The sequence below is a fragment of the Mesorhizobium zhangyense genome (genome assembly GCF_011045115.1).
Taxonomy (GTDB): Bacteria; Pseudomonadota; Alphaproteobacteria; order Rhizobiales; family Rhizobiaceae; genus Mesorhizobium_M; species Mesorhizobium_M zhangyense.
The window spans coordinates 377,667-395,067 of record NZ_JAAKZG010000005.1; the positions used below are offsets into that span (position 1 = coordinate 377,667).

The window sequence follows — 17,401 nt, forward strand, 5'->3', positions numbered from 1 at the left end:
GGGGAGGGATTGGCGTTCTCCACTTTGACCAAAAGCACTGCCGAAACCATGTTCCCACCGCGCGGGGTCATGGTCTAATGTCCGCCCGAATTCGTCGCCTTCGGGAGGTATCGTGGCAAGCATTTATGACAGCGGTCTGGACCGCAACCCCGCCAACCATCAGCCGCTGACGCCGCTGACCTATCTGGAGCGGGCGGCTGCCACATACCCAAATCACGTAGCGATCATTCATGGCGACCAGCGCGTCACCTATCGCGATTTCTGGCGCCGTTCGCGCCAGCTGGCTTCGGCGCTCGCTGGCCAGGGCATCGGCAAGGGCGACACGGTAACGGTGATGCTTTCCAATACACCGCCGATGCTGGAGGCGCATTTCGGCGTACCGATGACGAAGGCCGTCCTTCACTCGCTGAACACACGGCTCGACGCCGCCGTCCTCGCCTTCCAGCTCGACCATGCCGAGAGCCGCATCGTCATCGTCGACCGCGAATTTTCAGGCGTCATGAAGGAGGCGCTGGCACTGGCCAAGGTGAAGCCGCTGGTGATCGATTATGACGACCCGGACTATGCCGCGGATGCGCCCTACCCGAAGGGCGAGCGCATCGGCACGCTGGATTATGAGGATTTCGTCGCGTCGGGCGATCCCGATTTTTCGTGGTCGATGCCAGACGACGAATGGGATTCGATAGCGCTCAACTACACCTCCGGTACGACCGGTAATCCCAAAGGCGTCGTCTATCATCACCGGGGCGCTGCTTTGATGGCCTATGCCAACACCATTCATGCCGGCATGGGCAAGCACGCCGTCTATCTCTGGACGCTGCCGATGTTCCATTGCAACGGCTGGTGCTTTCCCTGGACGGTTGCCGTGCAGGCCGGCACCCATGTCTGCCTGCGCTGGGTGCGGCCAGGTGCGATATATGACGCCATCGCCGATCATGGCGTGACGCATCTGTGCGGCGCGCCGATCGTCATGTCGGCGCTGATCAACGCCAAGGACGAGGAGAAGCGCGAGTTTCCGCAGGTTGTTACCTTCAACACGGCTGCCGCTCCGCCGCCCGAGGCAGTGCTTTCGGGCATGGCCGAGGCCGGCTTTGCCGTGAACCATCTTTACGGCCTGACCGAGACCTATGGCCCGGCGGTGGTCAACGAATGGCACGGTGAATGGGATGCACTGCCTGCAGCAGAGCGCTCGGCGAAGAAGGCGCGGCAGGGCGTGCGCTATGCCGCGCTCGAGGGACTGACCGTGATGGACCCGCAGACCATGGTCGAGACGCCGCGTGACGGCGAGACCATCGGCGAGGTCATGTTCCGCGGCAACATCGTCATGAAGGGCTATCTGAAGAACCGACCTGCCACCGACGAGGCGTTCGCCGGCGGCTGGTTCCATTCCGGCGACCTCGGAGTCATGCACCCGGACGGCTACATCCAGCTCAAGGATCGCTCCAAGGACATCATCATCTCGGGCGGCGAAAACATTTCTTCCATCGAGGTCGAGGATGCGCTCTACAAGCACCCGGCGGTGGCTTTCTGCGGCGTCGTTGCCAAGGCCGACGACAAATGGGGCGAGACGCCCGTCGCCTATGTTGAGCTCAAGGCGGGCAAGGAAGCGACAGAAGCCGAACTCCTCGAGCATTGCCGCAAGCTTCTGGCGCGGTTCAAGATGCCCAAGACAGTGATCTTCGCCGAAATCCCGAAGACCTCGACGGGCAAGATCCAGAAATTCCGGCTGCGGGAGCTGGCGAAGGAACTCTGACGCAGCCGCGACGGTTCAGGGCCGGACACCCTTTTGGCTGACTGTCTGGCTTTTTGCGCGCGTGCTAATATTTCGCCCCGCCGGGGGACAGGCGTTCTCCGGGCAATCAACCCATTCCCGCTTCGGGAAAAGGCAAATTGAGGGGACCGAAATGCAAGGCGTTGCACGCAATTTCTTCACCTTGGCGATCATCTACGCAATCTGCGGGATGATGCTCGGGCTGTCGATGGCGATGAGCCAGGATCACACCGAAATGCCGACACACGCGCATATCATGGTGGCGGGCTGGCTGATGTCGGCCGTCTTCGCCTTCTTCTATCATCTGTTTCCGGCGGCGCGTGCATCGCGGCTGGCCGTGGTGCACTTCTGGCTGACGGCTTTGAGCGGCATTGGCCTTGTCGTCGGACTTTATTTCCTGCTTGCCGGACATGAGGCGATCGAGCCCTTCGTCGCGGTCAGTTCTATTGGCTTCTTCCTCGGCATGCTGCTGTTTGCATGGATTGCCCTTCCGGTGATCTACGGATCGCGGCCGGCTCGCGAAAATGTGCCCTTATGGGACAGATAAGGCCGCTATCTCGAAAAATATCGAGTCGGTTAACCGGTCATTAAGCTTTACGGGCGTTTACTATGTTCATCCAGTTTACCTGGATTCTTACCGAGTGGCTGGAGCCACTTCGTTTGACGCCTCCCTGTTAACTTCTGAGAGCCGCTTTCCGCGGCTCTTTTTTTTGCCCGTTCTTATCCAGGCGTCCACGCTTTTGTCATATTAACCTTTTGTTAAACATGTGCTTGCGTTCGCGCGGGCGCGGGCGCATTTTCCACAGCCAATGAGGATGGGGCACGCGACCTGGGGCAGCCTGTTGTGGCACCAGTGCGCGGCAAGAGCGTGAGTACAGAGGCGTAATGATGATCGAGCCTTCCAAAGAAAGCGGCAATACAATAAAATTGGCGGAGCGGCGGGTTTTCTCGCACTCCTTCAAGCCGCTTTACGACGAAGGCATGGGCCTGGTCGAACAGACTGCCGAATATCTCGACGGCAAGGGCCGCGCTGAGGCCAAGAAGCTGTCGCGGCTGGCCGCCACGCTCTATGCCGCCGAATCGATGCGCCTGACGACCCGGCTGATGCAGGTCGCATCCTGGCTGCTGCTGCAGCGCGCCGCCAATTCCGGCGAGATGACCCGCGATCAGGTCGCGTCGGAAAAATCCAAGGTGCGGCTGGATACGGCCTCGGCCCGGGAAGACGCAGCCGGCTGGAGCGAACTGCCCGCCGCCTTTCTCGATCTGGTCAACCGTTCGCTCAGCTTGCAGGCATTGGTGCGCCGCATGGATGACGAGATCTACGGCGAACGCACCGAGCTTTCCACGGCAGCTTCGATGCGCCGGACCAATCCCGTCTCCGACCAGATCAGCCTTTTGAACACGGCCTTCGCCCGCGGCTGAAGAGACGCTTGCCAACTCTACCCTGTCGGCCATCTGGCTTGCTTGTTTCCGGTTTGTTCACAATTTTCTGACAAGCCGGTGCGGTGGAGGTACAGTCACCGCATGAAGCAAGCGATTCGCATCATAGGCATCGACCCGGGGCTTCGGCGCATGGGCTGGGGCATCGTCGAGACACTCGGCAATTCGCTGCGTTTCGTGGCGGCCGGCACGGTGCGGTCCGACGACAAGGCGGCATTGGCGACAAGGCTTTGTCAGTTGCATGACGGGCTTGTCGATATCCTCCATCAGCAGACGCCGCACGAGGCGGCGATCGAGATCACCTTCGTCAACAAGGATGCCGGCGCCACGCTCAAGCTCGGCCAGGCGCGCGGCATCGCCATGCTGGTGCCGGCGCGTGCCGGCCTCGTGGTTGCCGAATATGCGCCCAACGCTGTGAAGAAGGCGGTGATCGGCGTCGGCCACGGCGACAAGAAGCAGATCCAGATGATGGTGAAGGTGCTGATGCCCAAGGCCGTCTATGACAGCGACGACGCCGCCGACGCGCTCGCCATCGCCATCTGCCATGCCCATCACCGCCAAAGCGCGATGTCGAGACTAGCTGTGCTGGCCGGGTAGTCTGAAATCGATGTTCTTGACTTGTTCCGGGCTTGCCGATAAGTAATACCGGAGAGGTATTACCATGCGCGTCACCGAAAAAGGTCAGGTCACCATCCCGAAGAATGTTCGCCGCAAGCTGGGAATTGTCCCCGGCAGTGAGGTGGAGTTCAGCTTGCAGGACGACGTCGCCATTTTACGCCCGGCCTCGCCGCAGGACGGCGATCGCGAGGTTGCCGATTTCATGGATCACATCCGCCGCCATAAGGGATCGATGGATCTAGGGGGTATGACCGGGGATGAATTCTTCAAACTTCTGAGGGACTGATGCCGACGCTTGTCGACACCAATGTTCTGATTGACCTCTTCGATACGGGCAGCCCGTGGGAAGACTGGTCAAATCGGCATATCGAAAAGCTTCGGGCGGAAGGTCCGATCGTCATCAACCCGATCATTTACGCGGAAATGGCTGCAGGCTATCCGCTGGAATCGGCACTGGAGTCAGCGCTGTCGCCCTCTCGTTTTTTCAGGGAGGATTTGCCCTGGGAAGCGGCATTCGCGGCCGGCCATGCGTTCCTCGCATATCGTCGCGACGGCGGTCCAAAACGGTCGCCTTTGCCGGACTTCTATATCGGCGCGCACGCGGCCATACGCGGCTACTCGTTGCTGACGCGGGATCAGGGCCGCTATCGAGCTTATTTCCCGATGCTGCGCATAATCGCGCCGGATACGCACCCATGACAGGACGCCATTCATGATCGGCAAGCTCAAGGGCACCGTCGACGAGATCGCCGAGGACTATTGCGTCGTCGACGTGCACGGTGTCGGCTATGTCGCCTATTGCTCGGCGCGCACGCTGGCCGCACTCGCCGGGCCGGGCGAGGCGGTGGTGCTGTTCATCGAGACCTATGTGCGCGAGGACATGATCCGGCTCTACGGCTTCAAGACCACGCTGGAGCGCGAATGGTTCCGCCTCTTACAGAACAATGTGCAGGGCGTCGGCGCCAAGGTGGCGCTGGCTATCCTCTCCACGCTTGCGCCGGCCGATCTCGCCAACGCGATTGCGCTGCGCGACATTGCCATGGTTTCGCGCGCGCCGGGCGTTGGCAGGAAAGTCGCCGAGCGCATCGTCACCGAGTTGAAGAACAAGGCGCCCGCCTATGCCGGCGAGGCCGCCGGCACCATCGGCCTGAAGCAGGAACTCGGCGAAGGCGTCGCGCCTGCGCCGATCGCAGATGCCGTTTCGGCGCTGGTCAATCTTGGCTACTCGCGCGACATCGCCGCCAATGCGGTTTCGGCTGCGCTGAAGACGGCGGGCGAGGATGCGGATTCCTCGAAGCTGATCCGGTTCGGGTTGAAGGAACTGGCGCGGTGAGTTGCAGTCGAGGAAATTTCTTACTATTTTGAAGATGGTAAGAAATTATGGGAAAGGTAGGAAAATGGGCGAATACGTCACCATGACCTCGAAAGGGCAGCTTACCATCCCCAAAGACGTTCGGGATGAGTTGGCTCTGAAGCCGGGTGATGCGATCGCCTGGACTGTCATGGACGGTCATCTGATCGGCACGCCGCGCAATCTCAGCTTCTCGGATATTGCCGGAATGCTCGGCGATGCGCTGGGCGGGCCAGCGACATTTGAGGAAATCGACGCTGCTGTGGCGGATGCAGTCGGTCGTCATGTCGCGGGCGATCCTGACGGGCGAGAGGATACCGCGTGAAGCCGATCGGCATCGATACGAATGTGCTGCTGCGGATGGTGCTGAATGACGATCCGGGGCAGAGAGCCAAGGCTCTCGCCTTTGGTGAACGCTTGACTGAGGAGATGCGCGGCTTCGTTAGCCTGCTTGTCCTGATCGAGTTCAACTGGTCTTTGCTGTCCCGGTATCGGCAAACCAAGGAACAGACATTGGCTGCAATCACGAAGCTCCTGAAAATAAGAACGCTCGTGTTCGAAGATTTTGATGCGGTTGTCCGTGCGCTTGAGCGGTCGAACTTCGCCGGGGTGGATTTTGCCGACGCGCTTATCGCAGAACACAATCTCGAGTCCGGCTGCACCCATACAGTCACCTTCGACCAGCGCGCAGCAAAGGCCATCCCATCCATGGAACTCCTCGCGTGAACGACCGCCTCATCACGCCCGACAAGCGCGGCGAAGACACCGACACGACGCTGCGGCCGCAGAGCCTGGACGAGTTTGTCGGGCAGGCGGCGGCGCGGGCCAATCTGAAGGTCTTCGTCGAGGCGGCCAAGGGGCGTGGTGAGGCGCTTGACCATGTGCTGTTCGTCGGCCCGCCCGGCCTCGGCAAGACGACGCTGGCGCAGATCATGGCACGCGAGCTCGGGGTCAATTTCCGCTCCACCTCCGGCCCGGTCATCGCCAAGGCCGGCGATCTGGCCGCCCTTCTCACCAATCTGGAAGAGCGCGACGTGCTGTTCATTGATGAGATTCATCGGCTGAGTCCGGCAGTGGAAGAAATCCTCTATCCGGCGATGGAGGATTATCAGCTCGACCTGATCATCGGCGAGGGGCCGGCGGCGAGGTCGGTCAAGATCGACCTGGCAAAGTTCACGCTGGTTGCGGCCACCACGCGGCTCGGCCTGCTGACCAACCCGCTGCGCGACCGCTTTGGTATTCCGGTCCGGCTCAATTTCTACACGGTCGAGGAGCTGGAGCTGATCGTGCGGCGTGGGGCGCGCATCCTCGGCATGCCGCTGGGCGACGACGGCGCGCTGGAGATCGCGCGGCGTGCGCGCGGCACGCCGCGCATTGCCGGCCGCCTGCTGCGCCGGGTGCGCGATTTTGCCAGCGTGGCCGGGGCGGATCACGTTAACCGCAAGATCGCCGACGAGGCTCTGTCACGGCTGGAGGTCGATGCGCTCGGTCTAGACCAGCTCGACCGGCGCTATCTCTCGATGATCGCGCTGAATTTCGGCGGCGGTCCGGTCGGCATCGAGACCATCGCGGCGGGACTGTCGGAGCCGCGCGACGCCATCGAGGACATCATCGAGCCCTATCTGATCCAGCAAGGCTTCATCCAGCGCACGCCACGCGGCCGCGTGTTGACCGCCTATGCCTGGAAGCATCTCGGGCTCGACGCGCCGAATGATCTGGCGCAGCAGCAGATCAGCCTGTTTCAGGAGGAGTGATGATGCCAGGCTTCAGGCTAAGCAAAGGGGGAGTTGATGCGCGGTAAACTTGCAGGACTTATATTGTTGATGGGGTTTGTTCCATCCTCTTCGTGGGCAGAGTACCGCGTCTACGAACATACCGGCTGCACGAAGGATCACGTCAAGGTAACGGAAGAGATAATCTGGGATTGTATGGGCTTATGCGCGAGCACCCCGCTTAAACCGACGATCATGCAAGAGGCAAAGAACACCAGGCGTGTTTATCCCGGTGTCGTATCTTCCTACACAAAAGCACAGATCGCCAAAGGGGCGCATGTCTCCACAATCAAGGCGAAGGCTAAAGTAAAAACCAGGAATCTGACAGCCAACAAGCCCCGGTTCGGCGGTAGCTGCTGACAGGGCTTACTTCAGCCCCCGCACCATCTCCAGCACGTCCGGTTCGGCTGGTTTGCCGTCGAATTGCTCGACGACACCGAATGCGCCGCCATAGGACCACACCGACCATGCGAAGCCATGTGCTTCGGCGCGGGCACTCATGTCGCGGACATAGGCCGCGCGATATTTGGCTGGCATGACATAGGGGTTGCCATATTCCTGGCGGATCATGCCGAATTCACCGAGGAAGATGTTTTCCGGCTTGATGCCATGCTTCTCGGCCCAGGCATCTACCGTCTTGAACGGTGCATCGAGGATGGACAGCAGCTTGTCTTCGGTGTCCATCGTCGCGATCTGTTCGCCGAGATAGGCGAGCATGCCGCTGCGCCGCGTCCACGGTGCTTCGGCCTTGATCTTGGCGCGCACCTGGTCGAGCGCGGCGTCAAGCTCGGCGCGCGGCACGGCATAGGGCGGGTAGGGCAGGCCGGTGACATAGGGAATGAAATCGCCGGCCCAGGTTGCGCCCTGATGTGTCAGCAGGAATGGGTCGTAGGAATGGAAAGTCCAGATGACATTGTCATCCGGGATCGTCTTGGGATCGAGCTTGGCGAGGCTTTCGGCATTGGAATAGCAAGCACCGGTCAGCACCAGCGTCAGCCGCGTTGCCGAAGCGCGGGCGGCGGCGAACAGGCGCTGCAGCTTTTCCGGCCAGAGACTGGTCTTTTCGTCCTTGCAGTCGATCACCGGTTCATTCATTGCCTCGAAGGCGACCAGCGCGGGGTCTTCCTTCGACAGGTTTTTCGCCATGGCGCGAACGAGATCGACATAGGCGTCGAAGAGTTTGGGGTCATTCATCACCTCGGCCATGCCGAGCGAGCGGTTGCCGCCGGCCGGGACGAGATGCATGTCGACGATGACCTTCAGGCCGGCGGCGTTGACCAGCCGCACCGATTCCAGCACCGAGGCGAAGAGTTTGTCGCGAAGGCCGACCGTCTTGGCAGACAGGAAGGGCGAGGGGTCGACCGGCATGCGCACGAAATCGAAGCCGTTATCCTTCAGGCTTTTCAGGTCGGCCTCGGTCACCGACTTTCGCCATTCGGGAAAGGGCAGGATGGCCTTCTCGTCGCCCCATTGGCTTTCGTCGGGCCAGGTGACCCAGATGTCGAGATTGATGCCGCGCTTCATCGAGAAGCTGGCCGCATCGGCGGCGGTCACGGCGACGGAAAGCAGGGCGAGCCCCAGAAGGCCAGCCTTGAACATCGACGCCAATGATGTCATCCGGGAAGTCATCGGGTTTGCCCCAAGCCCAATTCGACGGAATTACCCTCATGTAATTCCTGTCAGGTCGCCGGCGAAAAGGAAAGAGCGATGGACGATCATGGTGAACGCGAAAGGCTGATGGCGGGGCTTTCGGGCGAGCTGACGTCGTTCGGCCACCGCATCATGGCGCGGGTCTATTATGCCGACACCGATTTCTCCGGCGTCGTCTACCATGCGCGCTATCTCGAATTCTTCGAACGCGGCCGTTCCGATTTCCTGCGGCTGGCAGGCGTCCACCACACCGAGCTTGCCGACGGCAAGCATGGCGAAAAGATCGTCTGGGTGGTGCGGCGCATGGAGATCGATTTTCGCGGACCCGCCCGCATCGACGACATCCTCACAATCGATACTCGCACCGAAAAGATTTCCGGCGCGCGCATCTGGATGGCGCAGCAATTGAAGCGCGGTGACGATGTGCTGGTGGAGGCTCGGGTCGAAGCCGCCATCATCGGCGAAAGTGGCCGTCCGCGACGCTTCCCGAAGGAATGGAACGAAGCATTTTTGCCGAAGGGGCAAGCCAGTCTGGATACCGAATGAAAAAAAGCCCCGCCGAAGCGGGGCTTTTCATTTAAATCTGTTGGTTCAGGCGGCCTTTTCGGCAGTCTGCTGCCATTTGCCGAGGGCGGCGAGGCTGTTCATCTTGGCGCGGTGGGCGAAGGCTGCCTGGCCGGCGGCGATGTTTTCCACCTTGCCGCTCCATGCCTTCTGCGGTGCTGCCTGCAGCGCACGGCCATAGGAGAAGGTCAGCTTCCATGGATGCGGGCCGATGGCGTTGATCGCGTTGAGGTTGGCGGTGGCCTCCTCGTCCGACTGGCCGCCCGACAGAAAGGCAATGCCCGGCACTGCGACCGGAACCGTCTCGCGGAAAAGCTTGATGGTTTTTTCGGCAACTTCCTCGGGGCTGTTCTTGATGCCCGACTTCTTGCCGCCGATGATCATGTTCGGCTTGAGGATCGTGCCTTCCAACGACACGTTCGCAGCATAAAGCTCGGAATAGAGCTGCAGCAGCGTGACCTTGGTGATCTCGTAGCAGGTGTCGATGTCGTGCGAACCGTCCATCAGCACTTCCGGCTCGACGATCGGCACGATGCCGGCTTCCTGGCAAAGTGCGGCGTAGCGCGCCAGCGCGTGGCAGTTGGCGTCGATCGCGGTCGAGGAGGGAACGTTCTCTTCCTCGTTGATGTCGATCACGCCGCGCCATTTGGCGAAGCGCGCGCCGAGCTTGTAATATTCGGCAAGGCGTTCGCGCAGGCCGTCGAGGCCTTCGGTGATGGTGTCGCCCGGAAAGCCGGCCAGCGGCTTGGCACCGGCATCGACCTTGATGCCCGGAATGGCGCCGGAAGCCCGGATGAGATCGACCAGCGGCGTGCCGTCGGCGGCCTTCTGGCGGATCGTTTCGTCGTAGAGGATGACGCCGGAGATATGGTTCTTCATGGCGCTGGTGGCGCGGAACAGCATCTCGCGGTAATCGCGGCGGGAGTCGGCGGTGGATTCGACCCCGATCACGTCAAAACGCTTCTTGATCGTGCCGCTGCTTTCGTCTGCAGCCAGAATACCCTTGCCGTCGGCAACCATTGCGGCTGCGATATCTTCGAGACGTTCGCTCATTCAAAATCTCCTCTGTGATCAGCGGCGAATAACAGAAGTGTGTGACGAACGGAATGCCGCCGAAGTGCTTGAATCGATTGAAACTCGATCACACCTGCCAACGAAGTATTTCACCTCGTCGGCAGACAGACCAGATGATTTCGTCGTTACGCTTTCAGAACGTCGACGCCGGGCAGAGGTTTGCCTTCCATCCACTCCAGGAATGCGCCGCCGGCGGTGGAGACATAGCTGAAATCGTCAGCGGCACCCGCGTGGTTCAGCGCTGCCACCGTATCGCCGCCGCCGGCGACCGAGACGAGCTTGCCTTCCCTGGTGCGGCTTGCCGCATGCTTCGCGGCTGCGACCGTGGCGCGGTCGAAGGGCGCGATCTCGAAGGCGCCGAGCGGGCCGTTCCAGACCAGCGTCGCGGCGCGGTCGATCCACTGGTTGACGGTCTCGATGGTCTTGGGACCGACATCGAGGATCATGGCATCGGCCGGCACAGCGTCGATGGAGACGGTCTCGTTGGCGGCGTTGGCCTTGAACTCGCGGGCGACGACGCCGTCCGACGGCAGGATGATCGCGCAGCCGGATTGCGCGGCCTCGATCATGATCTGCTTGGCGGTCGGGGCAAGGTCATGCTCGCACAGCGATTTGCCGACATCGCTGCCGCGTGCCGCCAGGAAGGTGTTGGCCATGCCGCCGCCGATGACCAGCGCGTCGACCTTCTTCACGAGGTTCATGAGCAGGTCGATCTTGCTCGACACCTTGGCGCCGCCGACGATGGCGACGACCGGGCGGACCGGATTGCCGAGGCCCTTTTCCAGCGCTTCCAGCTCGGCCTGCATGGTGCGGCCGGCATAGGCGGGCAGCAGATGGGCAAGCCCCTCCGTCGAGGCATGGGCGCGGTGGGCGGCGGAGAAGGCGTCGTTGACGTAGAGATCGCCATTGGCGGCGAGCTGCCTGGTGAAGTCGGGGTCGTTCTTTTCCTCGCCCTTGTGGAAGCGGGTGTTTTCGAGAAGCAGGATGTCACCGTCCTTCATGGCGGCGACCGCGGCGGCTGCCTTGTCGCCGATGCAGTCTGCGGCGAAGGCGACCGGCTTGCTGATCACGTCGCCCGTGGCCTTTGCGATAGGCTCGAGCGAGAGCGCCGGATCGGGACCGTCCTTCGGGCGACCGAAATGGGCGAGCAGGATGACCTTGGCGCCCTTGCCGGAAAGCTCGGTGATGGTGGGCGCGACGCGCTCGATGCGGGTGGCGTCGGTCACTTTGCCGTCGGCGACGGGGACATTGAGATCGACGCGGACGAGGACGCGTTTGCCTTTGACATCACCGATATCGTCGAGCGTCTTGAAACCGGCCATGGCAATTTGTCTCCTCGCTGAAATCGGCGGAACCTTACCGTGCCGTGTGGATGATTCAAGACTGCCGTTGGTTCTGGACGCGCGGCGAATCGCAGCAAGCTGAGAGACCGCCTGCTAATTCCACCCTGCCGGCCATCTGACGCGGCTTTCTACGCTTCCGGTGCTCATGGACTTAATGTCCACTCCGCTCCGGTTCTCGAAAATCCACGCCATATGCCTCAGCAGGGCGAATTATCAAACGATCTCTCGATCAGTCTTAAGCTTCTTCGCCGGCTTTCTCCTTAACCGGGCGGCGAAGGATGCGGTCGAACAGTGCACCTGCGCGCTCGCGCAGGTTCTCCGGGATCACCGGCTGAGGCGGTGTCGGCTCGAAGGAGAGACCGACACCGATGATCTTGCCCTTCTCGTCGATGTCGCGGACGATGAGTTCGATCGGGCCGAGTGTTAGCCGGTCGGCGTATTCGGCGCGGCCGCCGAGCCGCGACAGCATAAGTTCGCCGATGGTCATGTTCATTTCGGCTTCAGCCAGGCCAGGCCCGTATGCTGCCTCCAGCTCGGATGCAGGCCTTTCCGGGTCGACCGCGAATGCACCGAAGAAATCGGCATCCTCGGGATCGACATCGACGCGGCTGGCGAACAATCGGTCGAGGAGGGCCGGATAGCGATCCGAAACGAAGATGTAGACGCGGTCGCCGGCGACCAGGCGGCCGAAGTCCGGGAATTTCATCGAGCGCCCTTCGCGGACGACCAGCGAGGGCCGCGCCCAGCGCGGCAGCCGCTCGCCGCGCAGCACCGGGCTGCCGGGCACGACGCGGTAGCTCAGCAGCTCATGGTGCGCCGAGCCGGGCAGTTCCAGCTCGACCTTTTCGATCGGGCCGGGACGCGGCGGCACGATCAGGCCAAGACGGCGCGCAAGCGGCCCGACCGTCCAGCCCTGCACGACGAGGGAGACGAGGACGATGATGAAGGCGGAGTTGAAGATATCGCGGCCATGCTCCAGCCCGCTGAGCAGCGGCGTGATGGCCAGCAGGATGGAAACCGCACCGCGCAGGCCGACCCAGGAAATGAACGCCGTTTCGGTCTTGGGAAAGCGGAACGGCTTGAGGCAGAGCCACACTGCAAACGGCCGGGCAATGAAGATCAGGAACAGGCCCAGCACGACGGAGACGCCGAGGATGGCTGGAAACTGCGACGGCGTGGCAAACAGGCCCAGCACCAGGAACATGATGATCTGCGCCAGCCACGACATGCCGTCCTGAAAGCGCTTCAGCACCGAGGCGGCGCGGATTTGCGAATTGCCGGCGACAAGGCCCGCCAGATAGACGGCGAGGAAACCAGAACCGCCGAGGGCGCCCGCTCCGGCGAAGACGAGCAACGACAGCGTCAGCACGAAGATCGGCAGCAGGCCGTGGTCGAGATTGAGCCTTTCGACGAGACGCACGATGCCGAAACCGCCGAGAATGCCGACGGCGGCGCCAAGGCCCATGGTGAGGAAGAAGCCGACGATGAGGTCGGTGACCAGCACCTTGGCTTCGGGATCGACGCCCATGGCGATGACTTCGACCAGCGTGATGGTGAGGAAGATGGCGATCGGGTCGTTGGTGCCGGATTCGATTTCGAGCGTGGAGCGCACCCGGTCGCGCAGATGGATATTGCCGGCGCGCAGCAGGAAGAACACCGCCGCCGCGTCGGTGGAGGCGACGGCAGCGCCAAGCAGGAAGGATTCGAGCCAGGTGAAATTGGTGAGATAGTGGGTGGCGACGCCGAAAATGGCCATCGTCACGGTAACGCCGACCGTCGCCAGGGTGACGGCGGGCAAAGCTGCCTGCCGGAGCACATTGACCGGCGTGCCGAAGCCGGAATCGAACAGGATGACAGCAAGTGCCAGTGAGCCGGCAAAATAAGCGACAGGGGCATTGTCGAAGCGCAGGCCGAGGCCGTCGACGCCGCTGGCAAGGCCGATGCCGAGGAACAGGAGCAGCAGGGGAGCGCCGAAACGGAAGGCTATCAGGCTCGAAAACGCTGCGGCCAGGACCAGGGCCGTACCTACCAGCGTTGCGAGATAGATAACATGATCCATAGGCGGCCTGTTTTCCTACCGTTTGAAATCTCCAGTTCAATGCACAGTGCGGCGAAGACATGGCCATGCGCAAGCAAGTTGCGCATTTCTTTGAGAAATTTGTCCGGCTCAGGCTCTGCTCTCAGCGCAAACGAAAACGCCCGGCCGAAGCCGGGCGTTCCAGATGCTGTTGGAGTGTCAGGCTATCAGGCGATGAGCTTGCCGACCGCGACGGCCGTGTCGGCCATGCGGTTGGAGAAGCCCCACTCGTTGTCATACCAGGACATGACGCGGACGAGGTTGCCCTCGATGACCTTGGTCTGGTCGAGCGCGAAGGTCGACGAGGCCGGGTTGTGGTTCAGGTCGATCGAGACAAGCGGCTCGTTGGTGTAGGCGAGGATGCCCTTGAGCGGGCCGTCGGCGGCTGCGACGAGGGCTGCGTTGACCTCTTCGACGGTCACAGTCTTCTTGGCGAGGAACTTGAAGTCGATGACCGAGACGTTCGGGACCGGCACGCGGATCGAGACGCCGTCGAGCTTGCCCTTGAGTTCCGGCAGAACCAGGCCGACAGCCTTGGCAGCACCGGTCGAGGTCGGGATCATCGACATCGCCGCGGCGCGGCCGCGGTACAGGTCCTTGTGCATCGTGTCCAACGTCGGCTGGTCACCGGTATAGGCGTGAATCGTGGTCATGAAGCCCTTTTCGATGCCGAAGGCATTGTTGAGGACCATGGCGACCGGCGCCAGGCAGTTGGTGGTGCAGGAGGCGTTGGAGATCACGACATGATCCTTGGTGAGCTTGTCGTGGTTGACGCCGTAGACGACGGTCAGGTCGGCGCCGTCGGCAGGAGCCGAGACGATTACGCGCTTGGCGCCGGCGGTCAGATGGGCGGACGCCTTGTCCTTGGACGTGAAGATGCCGGTGCATTCGAGCGCGATGTCGACGCCGAGTTCTTTCCACGGCAGCTGCGACGGATCCTTGATCGCGGTGACCTTGAACTTTTCCGAGCCAATGCTGATGGAATCGCCTTCGACCTTGACCTCATGCGGGAAGCGGCCATGGACCGAGTCGTAGCGCAGCAGGTGGGCGTTGGTCTCGACCGGGCCGAGATCGTTGACGGCGACGACGTCGATGTCCTTGCGGCCGGATTCATAGATGGCGCGCACGATGTTGCGGCCGATGCGGCCAAATCCGTTGATGGCAACTCTGACAGTCATGCTGGTTTCTCCATTGGAGCCAAAAATCAGTTCGACTTCTTGTGCAGGCGCGCTTCGGCGGCCTTCACGGTCGCATCGGCAGTGATGCCGAAATGCGGGTAGAGCTGTTCGATCGTGCCGCTGGCGCCGAAGCCATGCATGCCGATGAAGATGCCGTCCTGGCCGATAAAGCGGTCCCAGCCGAGGCGGATGGCGGCTTCGATGGCGATCTTGACCGGGGCATTGCCGATGATGGCGGCCTGGTACTTTTCGCTCTGCTTCTCGAACAGTTCGAACACAGGCACCGAGACGACACGGGTCGGATGGCCGTGCGCCTGAAGGGCGGTGCGGGCGGCAAGCGCGATCTCGACTTCGGAGCCGCTGGCGAAGATCGTCACGGCTGCGTCGCCGTCGGCGGTGGCCAGTTCGTAGGCGCCGTATCCGCAGAGGTTTTCCTCGACGAATTCGGTGCGCACGGCCGGCAGGTTCTGGCGGGTCAGCGCGATGGTCGAAGGCGTCTTGGTGTCTTCCAGCGCAAGCTGCCAGCATTCGGCGGATTCGGTCGCGTCTGCGGGGCGGTAGACATTGTGGTTCGGGATGGCGCGCAGTGCGGCCAGATGCTCGACCGGCTGGTGGGTCGGGCCGTCTTCGCCGAGACCGATGGAATCATGGGTCATGACGAAGATCACGCGGATGCCCATCAGCGAGGCAAGGCGCATCGCCGGGCGGGCATAGTCGGAGAAGGTGAGGAACGTGCCGGAGTAAGGGATGACGCCGCCATGTAGCGCCATGCCGTTCATCGCAGCGGCCATGCCGTGCTCACGGATGCCGTAATAGACATAGCGGCCGTCATACTGGCCCGGCGCGATCGGGTTGGTCTGGCTGGTCTTGGTGTTGTTGGAGCCGGTCAGGTCGGCCGAGCCGCCGATCGTCTCGGGCACTGCGCCGTTGATGACTTCCAGCGCCATTTCCGACGACTTGCGGGTCGCGACCTTGGGCTTGTCGGCGGCCAGCTTCTTCTTGTAGTCGGCAATCACGGTGTCGAAGTTGCCCGGCAGTTCACCACGCATGCGGCGCTCGAACTCGGCGCGGATTTCGCTTTCAGCAGCGGCGAGGCGGGTTTCCCATTCCTTGCGCTTCTTGGCCGCGTTGAGGCCGGAAAGGCGCCAGGCGTCGAGAATGTCGGACGGAACCTCGAAGGGCGGGTAGTCCCAGCCCAGCGCCTTGCGGGCGCCGGCAATTTCTTCCGCGCCCAGCGGCGAGCCATGGGCCTTGTTGGTGCCGGCCTTGTGCGGCGCGCCGAAGCCGATGGTGGTCTTGCAGGCGATGAGCGTCGGGCGGTCGGAGCGGCGCGCCGCTTCCAGAGCGTCGGCGATCGCCTCGGGATCATGGCCGTCGACGCGCGAGGCGTTCCAGCCGGAAGCGGCGAAGCGTGCGAGCTGGTCGGTCGAATCCGACAGCGACACCGCGCCGTCGATAGAGATGTTGTTGTCGTCCCACATGACGATCAGCTTGTTGAGCTTCAGGTGCCCGGCAAGCGCGATGGCTTCCTGCGAGATGCCTTCCATGAGGCAGCCGTCGCCAGACAGCACATAGGTGTAATGGTCGACCAAGTCATCGCCGAACTTGGCGTTCATGATGCGCTCGGCGAGCGCCATGCCGACCGAATTGGCAAGACCCTGGCCGAGCGGGCCGGTGGTGGTCTCGATGCCGGCGGCGTGACCGTATTCGGGATGGCCGGCCGTGCGAGAGCCGAGCTGGCGGAAATTCTTGATCTCGTCGAGGGTGATGTCCTCGTAGCCAGTCAGATAGAGCAGCGAGTAGAGCAGCATCGAGCCGTGGCCGGCCGACAGCACGAAACGGTCGCGGTCGGCCCAGTGCGGCGCCTTGGGGTCATGCTTCATGAAGCGGGTGTAGAGCACCGTGGCAATGTCGGCCGCGCCCATCGGCAGGCCGGGATGGCCGGAATTGGCCTTCTCGACGGCGTCCATGGACAGAAAGCGGATCGCGTTGGCCATCCGGTCGTGTTTTTCGCGTGATGTCATGATTGCTCGCCAAGCCTTGAATTTTGAGGGGGCAGACCCCTGGAGAAAGCACGGGGACACATAGCAGGCGCGCCGCGTGAGTCAACAAAAGCATGGTTTCCGGACGCAGAGATGACCGTGATTGGACATGTCGTCGCACGATAGCGGGGGAAAGGACGAATCGCTTTGTTGACGGTTCGTTTGCACGATGCCTAATGTTTCACTGGTAAGTCGTTCTGAATGCGAACGATTCGGTGATGGGCGGGAGTTTGACGGAGCCATGACCGGGGAAACGACACTCAAGGAAGTCATAAGCCGGCTCGGCAAGGCGATCGATGTGCTTGAGCACAATGTCGCATCGCGGCTGGAGAATGAGCAGGATTACTCCGAAGCCGAGGCCGAAGTGCAGCGCATGAATGCCGACCGTGGACGGCTCGCGCAGGAACTCGACAATTCCGAAGCGCGCGCCGAGCGACTGGAGGAAGCCAACAAGGAAGTATCGCGCAGGCTGGTTACGGCGATGGAAACCATCCGCGCGGTGCTGGACAGGTAGGTACGCC

General features: G+C 62.0%; 19 protein-coding genes. 13 read left to right on the forward strand and 6 right to left on the reverse strand.

All coding sequences use genetic code 11. The features are described 5' to 3' along the window. Positions 1-112 precede the first annotated feature (112 nt). From G6N74_RS14675 to G6N74_RS14725, 11 genes are all read left to right on the forward strand, one after another. A complete protein-coding gene (locus tag G6N74_RS14675) occupies positions 113-1,753 on the forward strand; it encodes an acyl-CoA synthetase (protein WP_165118527.1) in 1,641 nt (546 codons plus the stop codon). A 151-nt stretch (positions 1,754-1,904) separates the two neighbouring features. Further along, complete coding sequence (locus tag G6N74_RS14680) at positions 1,905-2,318, forward strand: hypothetical protein (protein ID WP_165118529.1); 414 nt, start codon at positions 1,905-1,907, stop codon at positions 2,316-2,318. Between the two features lie 341 nt (positions 2,319-2,659). After that, positions 2,660-3,193 (forward strand): protease adaptor protein RcdA, encoded by a 534-nt coding sequence (rcdA, locus tag G6N74_RS14685; protein WP_165118870.1) that lies wholly within the window; start codon positions 2,660-2,662, stop codon positions 3,191-3,193. A 102-nt stretch (positions 3,194-3,295) separates the two neighbouring features. Then, the gene (ruvC, locus tag G6N74_RS14690) at positions 3,296-3,808 is read left to right on the forward strand and encodes a crossover junction endodeoxyribonuclease RuvC (RefSeq protein WP_165118531.1); all 513 of its coding nucleotides are present in this window, start codon (positions 3,296-3,298) and stop codon (positions 3,806-3,808) included. Between the two features lie 64 nt (positions 3,809-3,872). Beyond that, positions 3,873-4,115, forward strand: a complete 243-nt coding sequence (locus G6N74_RS14695; protein WP_165118533.1) for an AbrB/MazE/SpoVT family DNA-binding domain-containing protein — start codon at positions 3,873-3,875, stop codon at positions 4,113-4,115. Beyond that, positions 4,115-4,528: a type II toxin-antitoxin system VapC family toxin gene (locus tag G6N74_RS14700; protein ID WP_165118535.1), complete on the forward strand. Its 414-nt coding sequence runs from the start codon at positions 4,115-4,117 to the stop codon at positions 4,526-4,528. Before G6N74_RS14695 ends, G6N74_RS14700 begins: the two co-directional genes overlap by 1 nt. 13 nt (positions 4,529-4,541) lie before the next feature. Beyond that, positions 4,542-5,162: a Holliday junction branch migration protein RuvA gene (gene ruvA / locus G6N74_RS14705; protein ID WP_165118537.1), complete on the forward strand. Its 621-nt coding sequence runs from the start codon at positions 4,542-4,544 to the stop codon at positions 5,160-5,162. Positions 5,163-5,226: 64 nt separating this feature from the next. Then, positions 5,227-5,505: an AbrB/MazE/SpoVT family DNA-binding domain-containing protein gene (locus G6N74_RS14710; protein WP_165118539.1), complete on the forward strand. Its 279-nt coding sequence runs from the start codon at positions 5,227-5,229 to the stop codon at positions 5,503-5,505. Next, positions 5,502-5,906, forward strand: a complete 405-nt coding sequence (locus tag G6N74_RS14715) for a type II toxin-antitoxin system VapC family toxin (protein WP_165118541.1) — start codon at positions 5,502-5,504, stop codon at positions 5,904-5,906. Before G6N74_RS14710 ends, G6N74_RS14715 begins: the two co-directional genes overlap by 4 nt. Further along, complete coding sequence (gene ruvB, locus G6N74_RS14720) at positions 5,903-6,934, forward strand: Holliday junction branch migration DNA helicase RuvB (protein WP_165118543.1); 1,032 nt, start codon at positions 5,903-5,905, stop codon at positions 6,932-6,934. Before G6N74_RS14715 ends, ruvB begins: the two co-directional genes overlap by 4 nt. 36 nt (positions 6,935-6,970) lie before the next feature. Beyond that, the gene (locus G6N74_RS14725) at positions 6,971-7,312 is read left to right on the forward strand and encodes a hypothetical protein (protein WP_165118545.1); all 342 of its coding nucleotides are present in this window, start codon (positions 6,971-6,973) and stop codon (positions 7,310-7,312) included. Positions 7,313-7,318: 6 nt separating this feature from the next. Here G6N74_RS14725 and G6N74_RS14730 read toward each other — a convergent pair whose 3' ends face one another. Next, on the reverse strand, positions 7,319-8,551 hold the full coding sequence (locus G6N74_RS14730) for a glycoside hydrolase family 5 protein (protein WP_246245772.1): 1,233 nt from the start codon (positions 8,549-8,551) through the stop codon (positions 7,319-7,321). Positions 8,552-8,659: 108 nt separating this feature from the next. On the opposite strand from G6N74_RS14730, the gene ybgC reads away from it, so the two are divergent. Beyond that, complete coding sequence (ybgC, locus tag G6N74_RS14735; protein ID WP_165118549.1) at positions 8,660-9,148, forward strand: tol-pal system-associated acyl-CoA thioesterase; 489 nt, start codon at positions 8,660-8,662, stop codon at positions 9,146-9,148. Between the two features lie 45 nt (positions 9,149-9,193). On the opposite strand, the gene G6N74_RS14740 is transcribed toward ybgC, so the two are convergent. From G6N74_RS14740 to tkt, 5 genes are all read right to left on the reverse strand, one after another. Then, positions 9,194-10,219 carry a class I fructose-bisphosphate aldolase gene (locus G6N74_RS14740; RefSeq protein ID WP_165118551.1) on the reverse strand — a complete coding sequence of 342 codons (1,026 nt, stop codon included), beginning with the start codon at positions 10,217-10,219 and terminating at the stop codon, positions 9,194-9,196. 146 nt (positions 10,220-10,365) lie between these two features. Beyond that, complete coding sequence (locus G6N74_RS14745) at positions 10,366-11,562, reverse strand: phosphoglycerate kinase (protein ID WP_165118553.1); 1,197 nt, start codon at positions 11,560-11,562, stop codon at positions 10,366-10,368. 256 nt (positions 11,563-11,818) lie between these two features. Further along, positions 11,819-13,642: a potassium/proton antiporter gene (locus G6N74_RS14750; protein WP_165118554.1), complete on the reverse strand. Its 1,824-nt coding sequence runs from the start codon at positions 13,640-13,642 to the stop codon at positions 11,819-11,821. A gap of 185 nt (positions 13,643-13,827) precedes the next feature. After that, positions 13,828-14,838 (reverse strand): type I glyceraldehyde-3-phosphate dehydrogenase, encoded by a 1,011-nt coding sequence (gene gap, locus G6N74_RS14755; RefSeq protein ID WP_165118556.1) that lies wholly within the window; start codon positions 14,836-14,838, stop codon positions 13,828-13,830. A gap of 26 nt (positions 14,839-14,864) precedes the next feature. Next, the gene (tkt, locus tag G6N74_RS14760; RefSeq protein ID WP_165118558.1) at positions 14,865-16,862 is read right to left on the reverse strand and encodes a transketolase; all 1,998 of its coding nucleotides are present in this window, start codon (positions 16,860-16,862) and stop codon (positions 14,865-14,867) included. A 259-nt stretch (positions 16,863-17,121) separates the two neighbouring features. Here tkt and G6N74_RS14765 point away from each other — a divergent pair, with 259 nt between their 5' ends. Then, complete coding sequence (locus tag G6N74_RS14765) at positions 17,122-17,394, forward strand: DUF4164 domain-containing protein (protein WP_165118560.1); 273 nt, start codon at positions 17,122-17,124, stop codon at positions 17,392-17,394. Positions 17,395-17,401: the final 7 nt, after the last annotated feature.

Bases quoted from the DNA above. Each gene is read 5' to 3' on its own strand.
- G6N74_RS14680 (WP_165118529.1), top strand. From the start codon at position 1,905: ATGCAAGGCGTTGCACGCAATTTCTTCACCTTGGCGATCATCTACGCA.
- rcdA (WP_165118870.1), top strand. From the start codon at position 2,660: ATGATCGAGCCTTCCAAAGAAAGCGGCAATACAATAAAATTGGCGGAG.
- ruvC (WP_165118531.1), top strand. From the start codon at position 3,296: ATGAAGCAAGCGATTCGCATCATAGGCATCGACCCGGGGCTTCGGCGC.
- G6N74_RS14695 (WP_165118533.1), top strand. From the start codon at position 3,873: ATGCGCGTCACCGAAAAAGGTCAGGTCACCATCCCGAAGAATGTTCGC.
- G6N74_RS14700 (WP_165118535.1), top strand. From the start codon at position 4,115: ATGCCGACGCTTGTCGACACCAATGTTCTGATTGACCTCTTCGATACG.
- ruvA (WP_165118537.1), top strand. From the start codon at position 4,542: ATGATCGGCAAGCTCAAGGGCACCGTCGACGAGATCGCCGAGGACTAT.
- G6N74_RS14710 (WP_165118539.1), top strand. From the start codon at position 5,227: ATGGGCGAATACGTCACCATGACCTCGAAAGGGCAGCTTACCATCCCC.
- G6N74_RS14725 (WP_165118545.1), top strand. From the start codon at position 6,971: ATGCGCGGTAAACTTGCAGGACTTATATTGTTGATGGGGTTTGTTCCA.
- G6N74_RS14730 (WP_246245772.1), bottom strand. From the start codon at position 8,551: ATGTTCAAGGCTGGCCTTCTGGGGCTCGCCCTGCTTTCCGTCGCCGTG.
- ybgC (WP_165118549.1), top strand. From the start codon at position 8,660: ATGGACGATCATGGTGAACGCGAAAGGCTGATGGCGGGGCTTTCGGGC.
- G6N74_RS14740 (WP_165118551.1), bottom strand. From the start codon at position 10,219: ATGAGCGAACGTCTCGAAGATATCGCAGCCGCAATGGTTGCCGACGGC.
- G6N74_RS14745 (WP_165118553.1), bottom strand. From the start codon at position 11,562: ATGGCCGGTTTCAAGACGCTCGACGATATCGGTGATGTCAAAGGCAAA.
- G6N74_RS14750 (WP_165118554.1), bottom strand. From the start codon at position 13,642: ATGGATCATGTTATCTATCTCGCAACGCTGGTAGGTACGGCCCTGGTC.
- gap (WP_165118556.1), bottom strand. From the start codon at position 14,838: ATGACTGTCAGAGTTGCCATCAACGGATTTGGCCGCATCGGCCGCAAC.
- tkt (WP_165118558.1), bottom strand. From the start codon at position 16,862: ATGACATCACGCGAAAAACACGACCGGATGGCCAACGCGATCCGCTTT.
- G6N74_RS14765 (WP_165118560.1), top strand. From the start codon at position 17,122: ATGACCGGGGAAACGACACTCAAGGAAGTCATAAGCCGGCTCGGCAAG.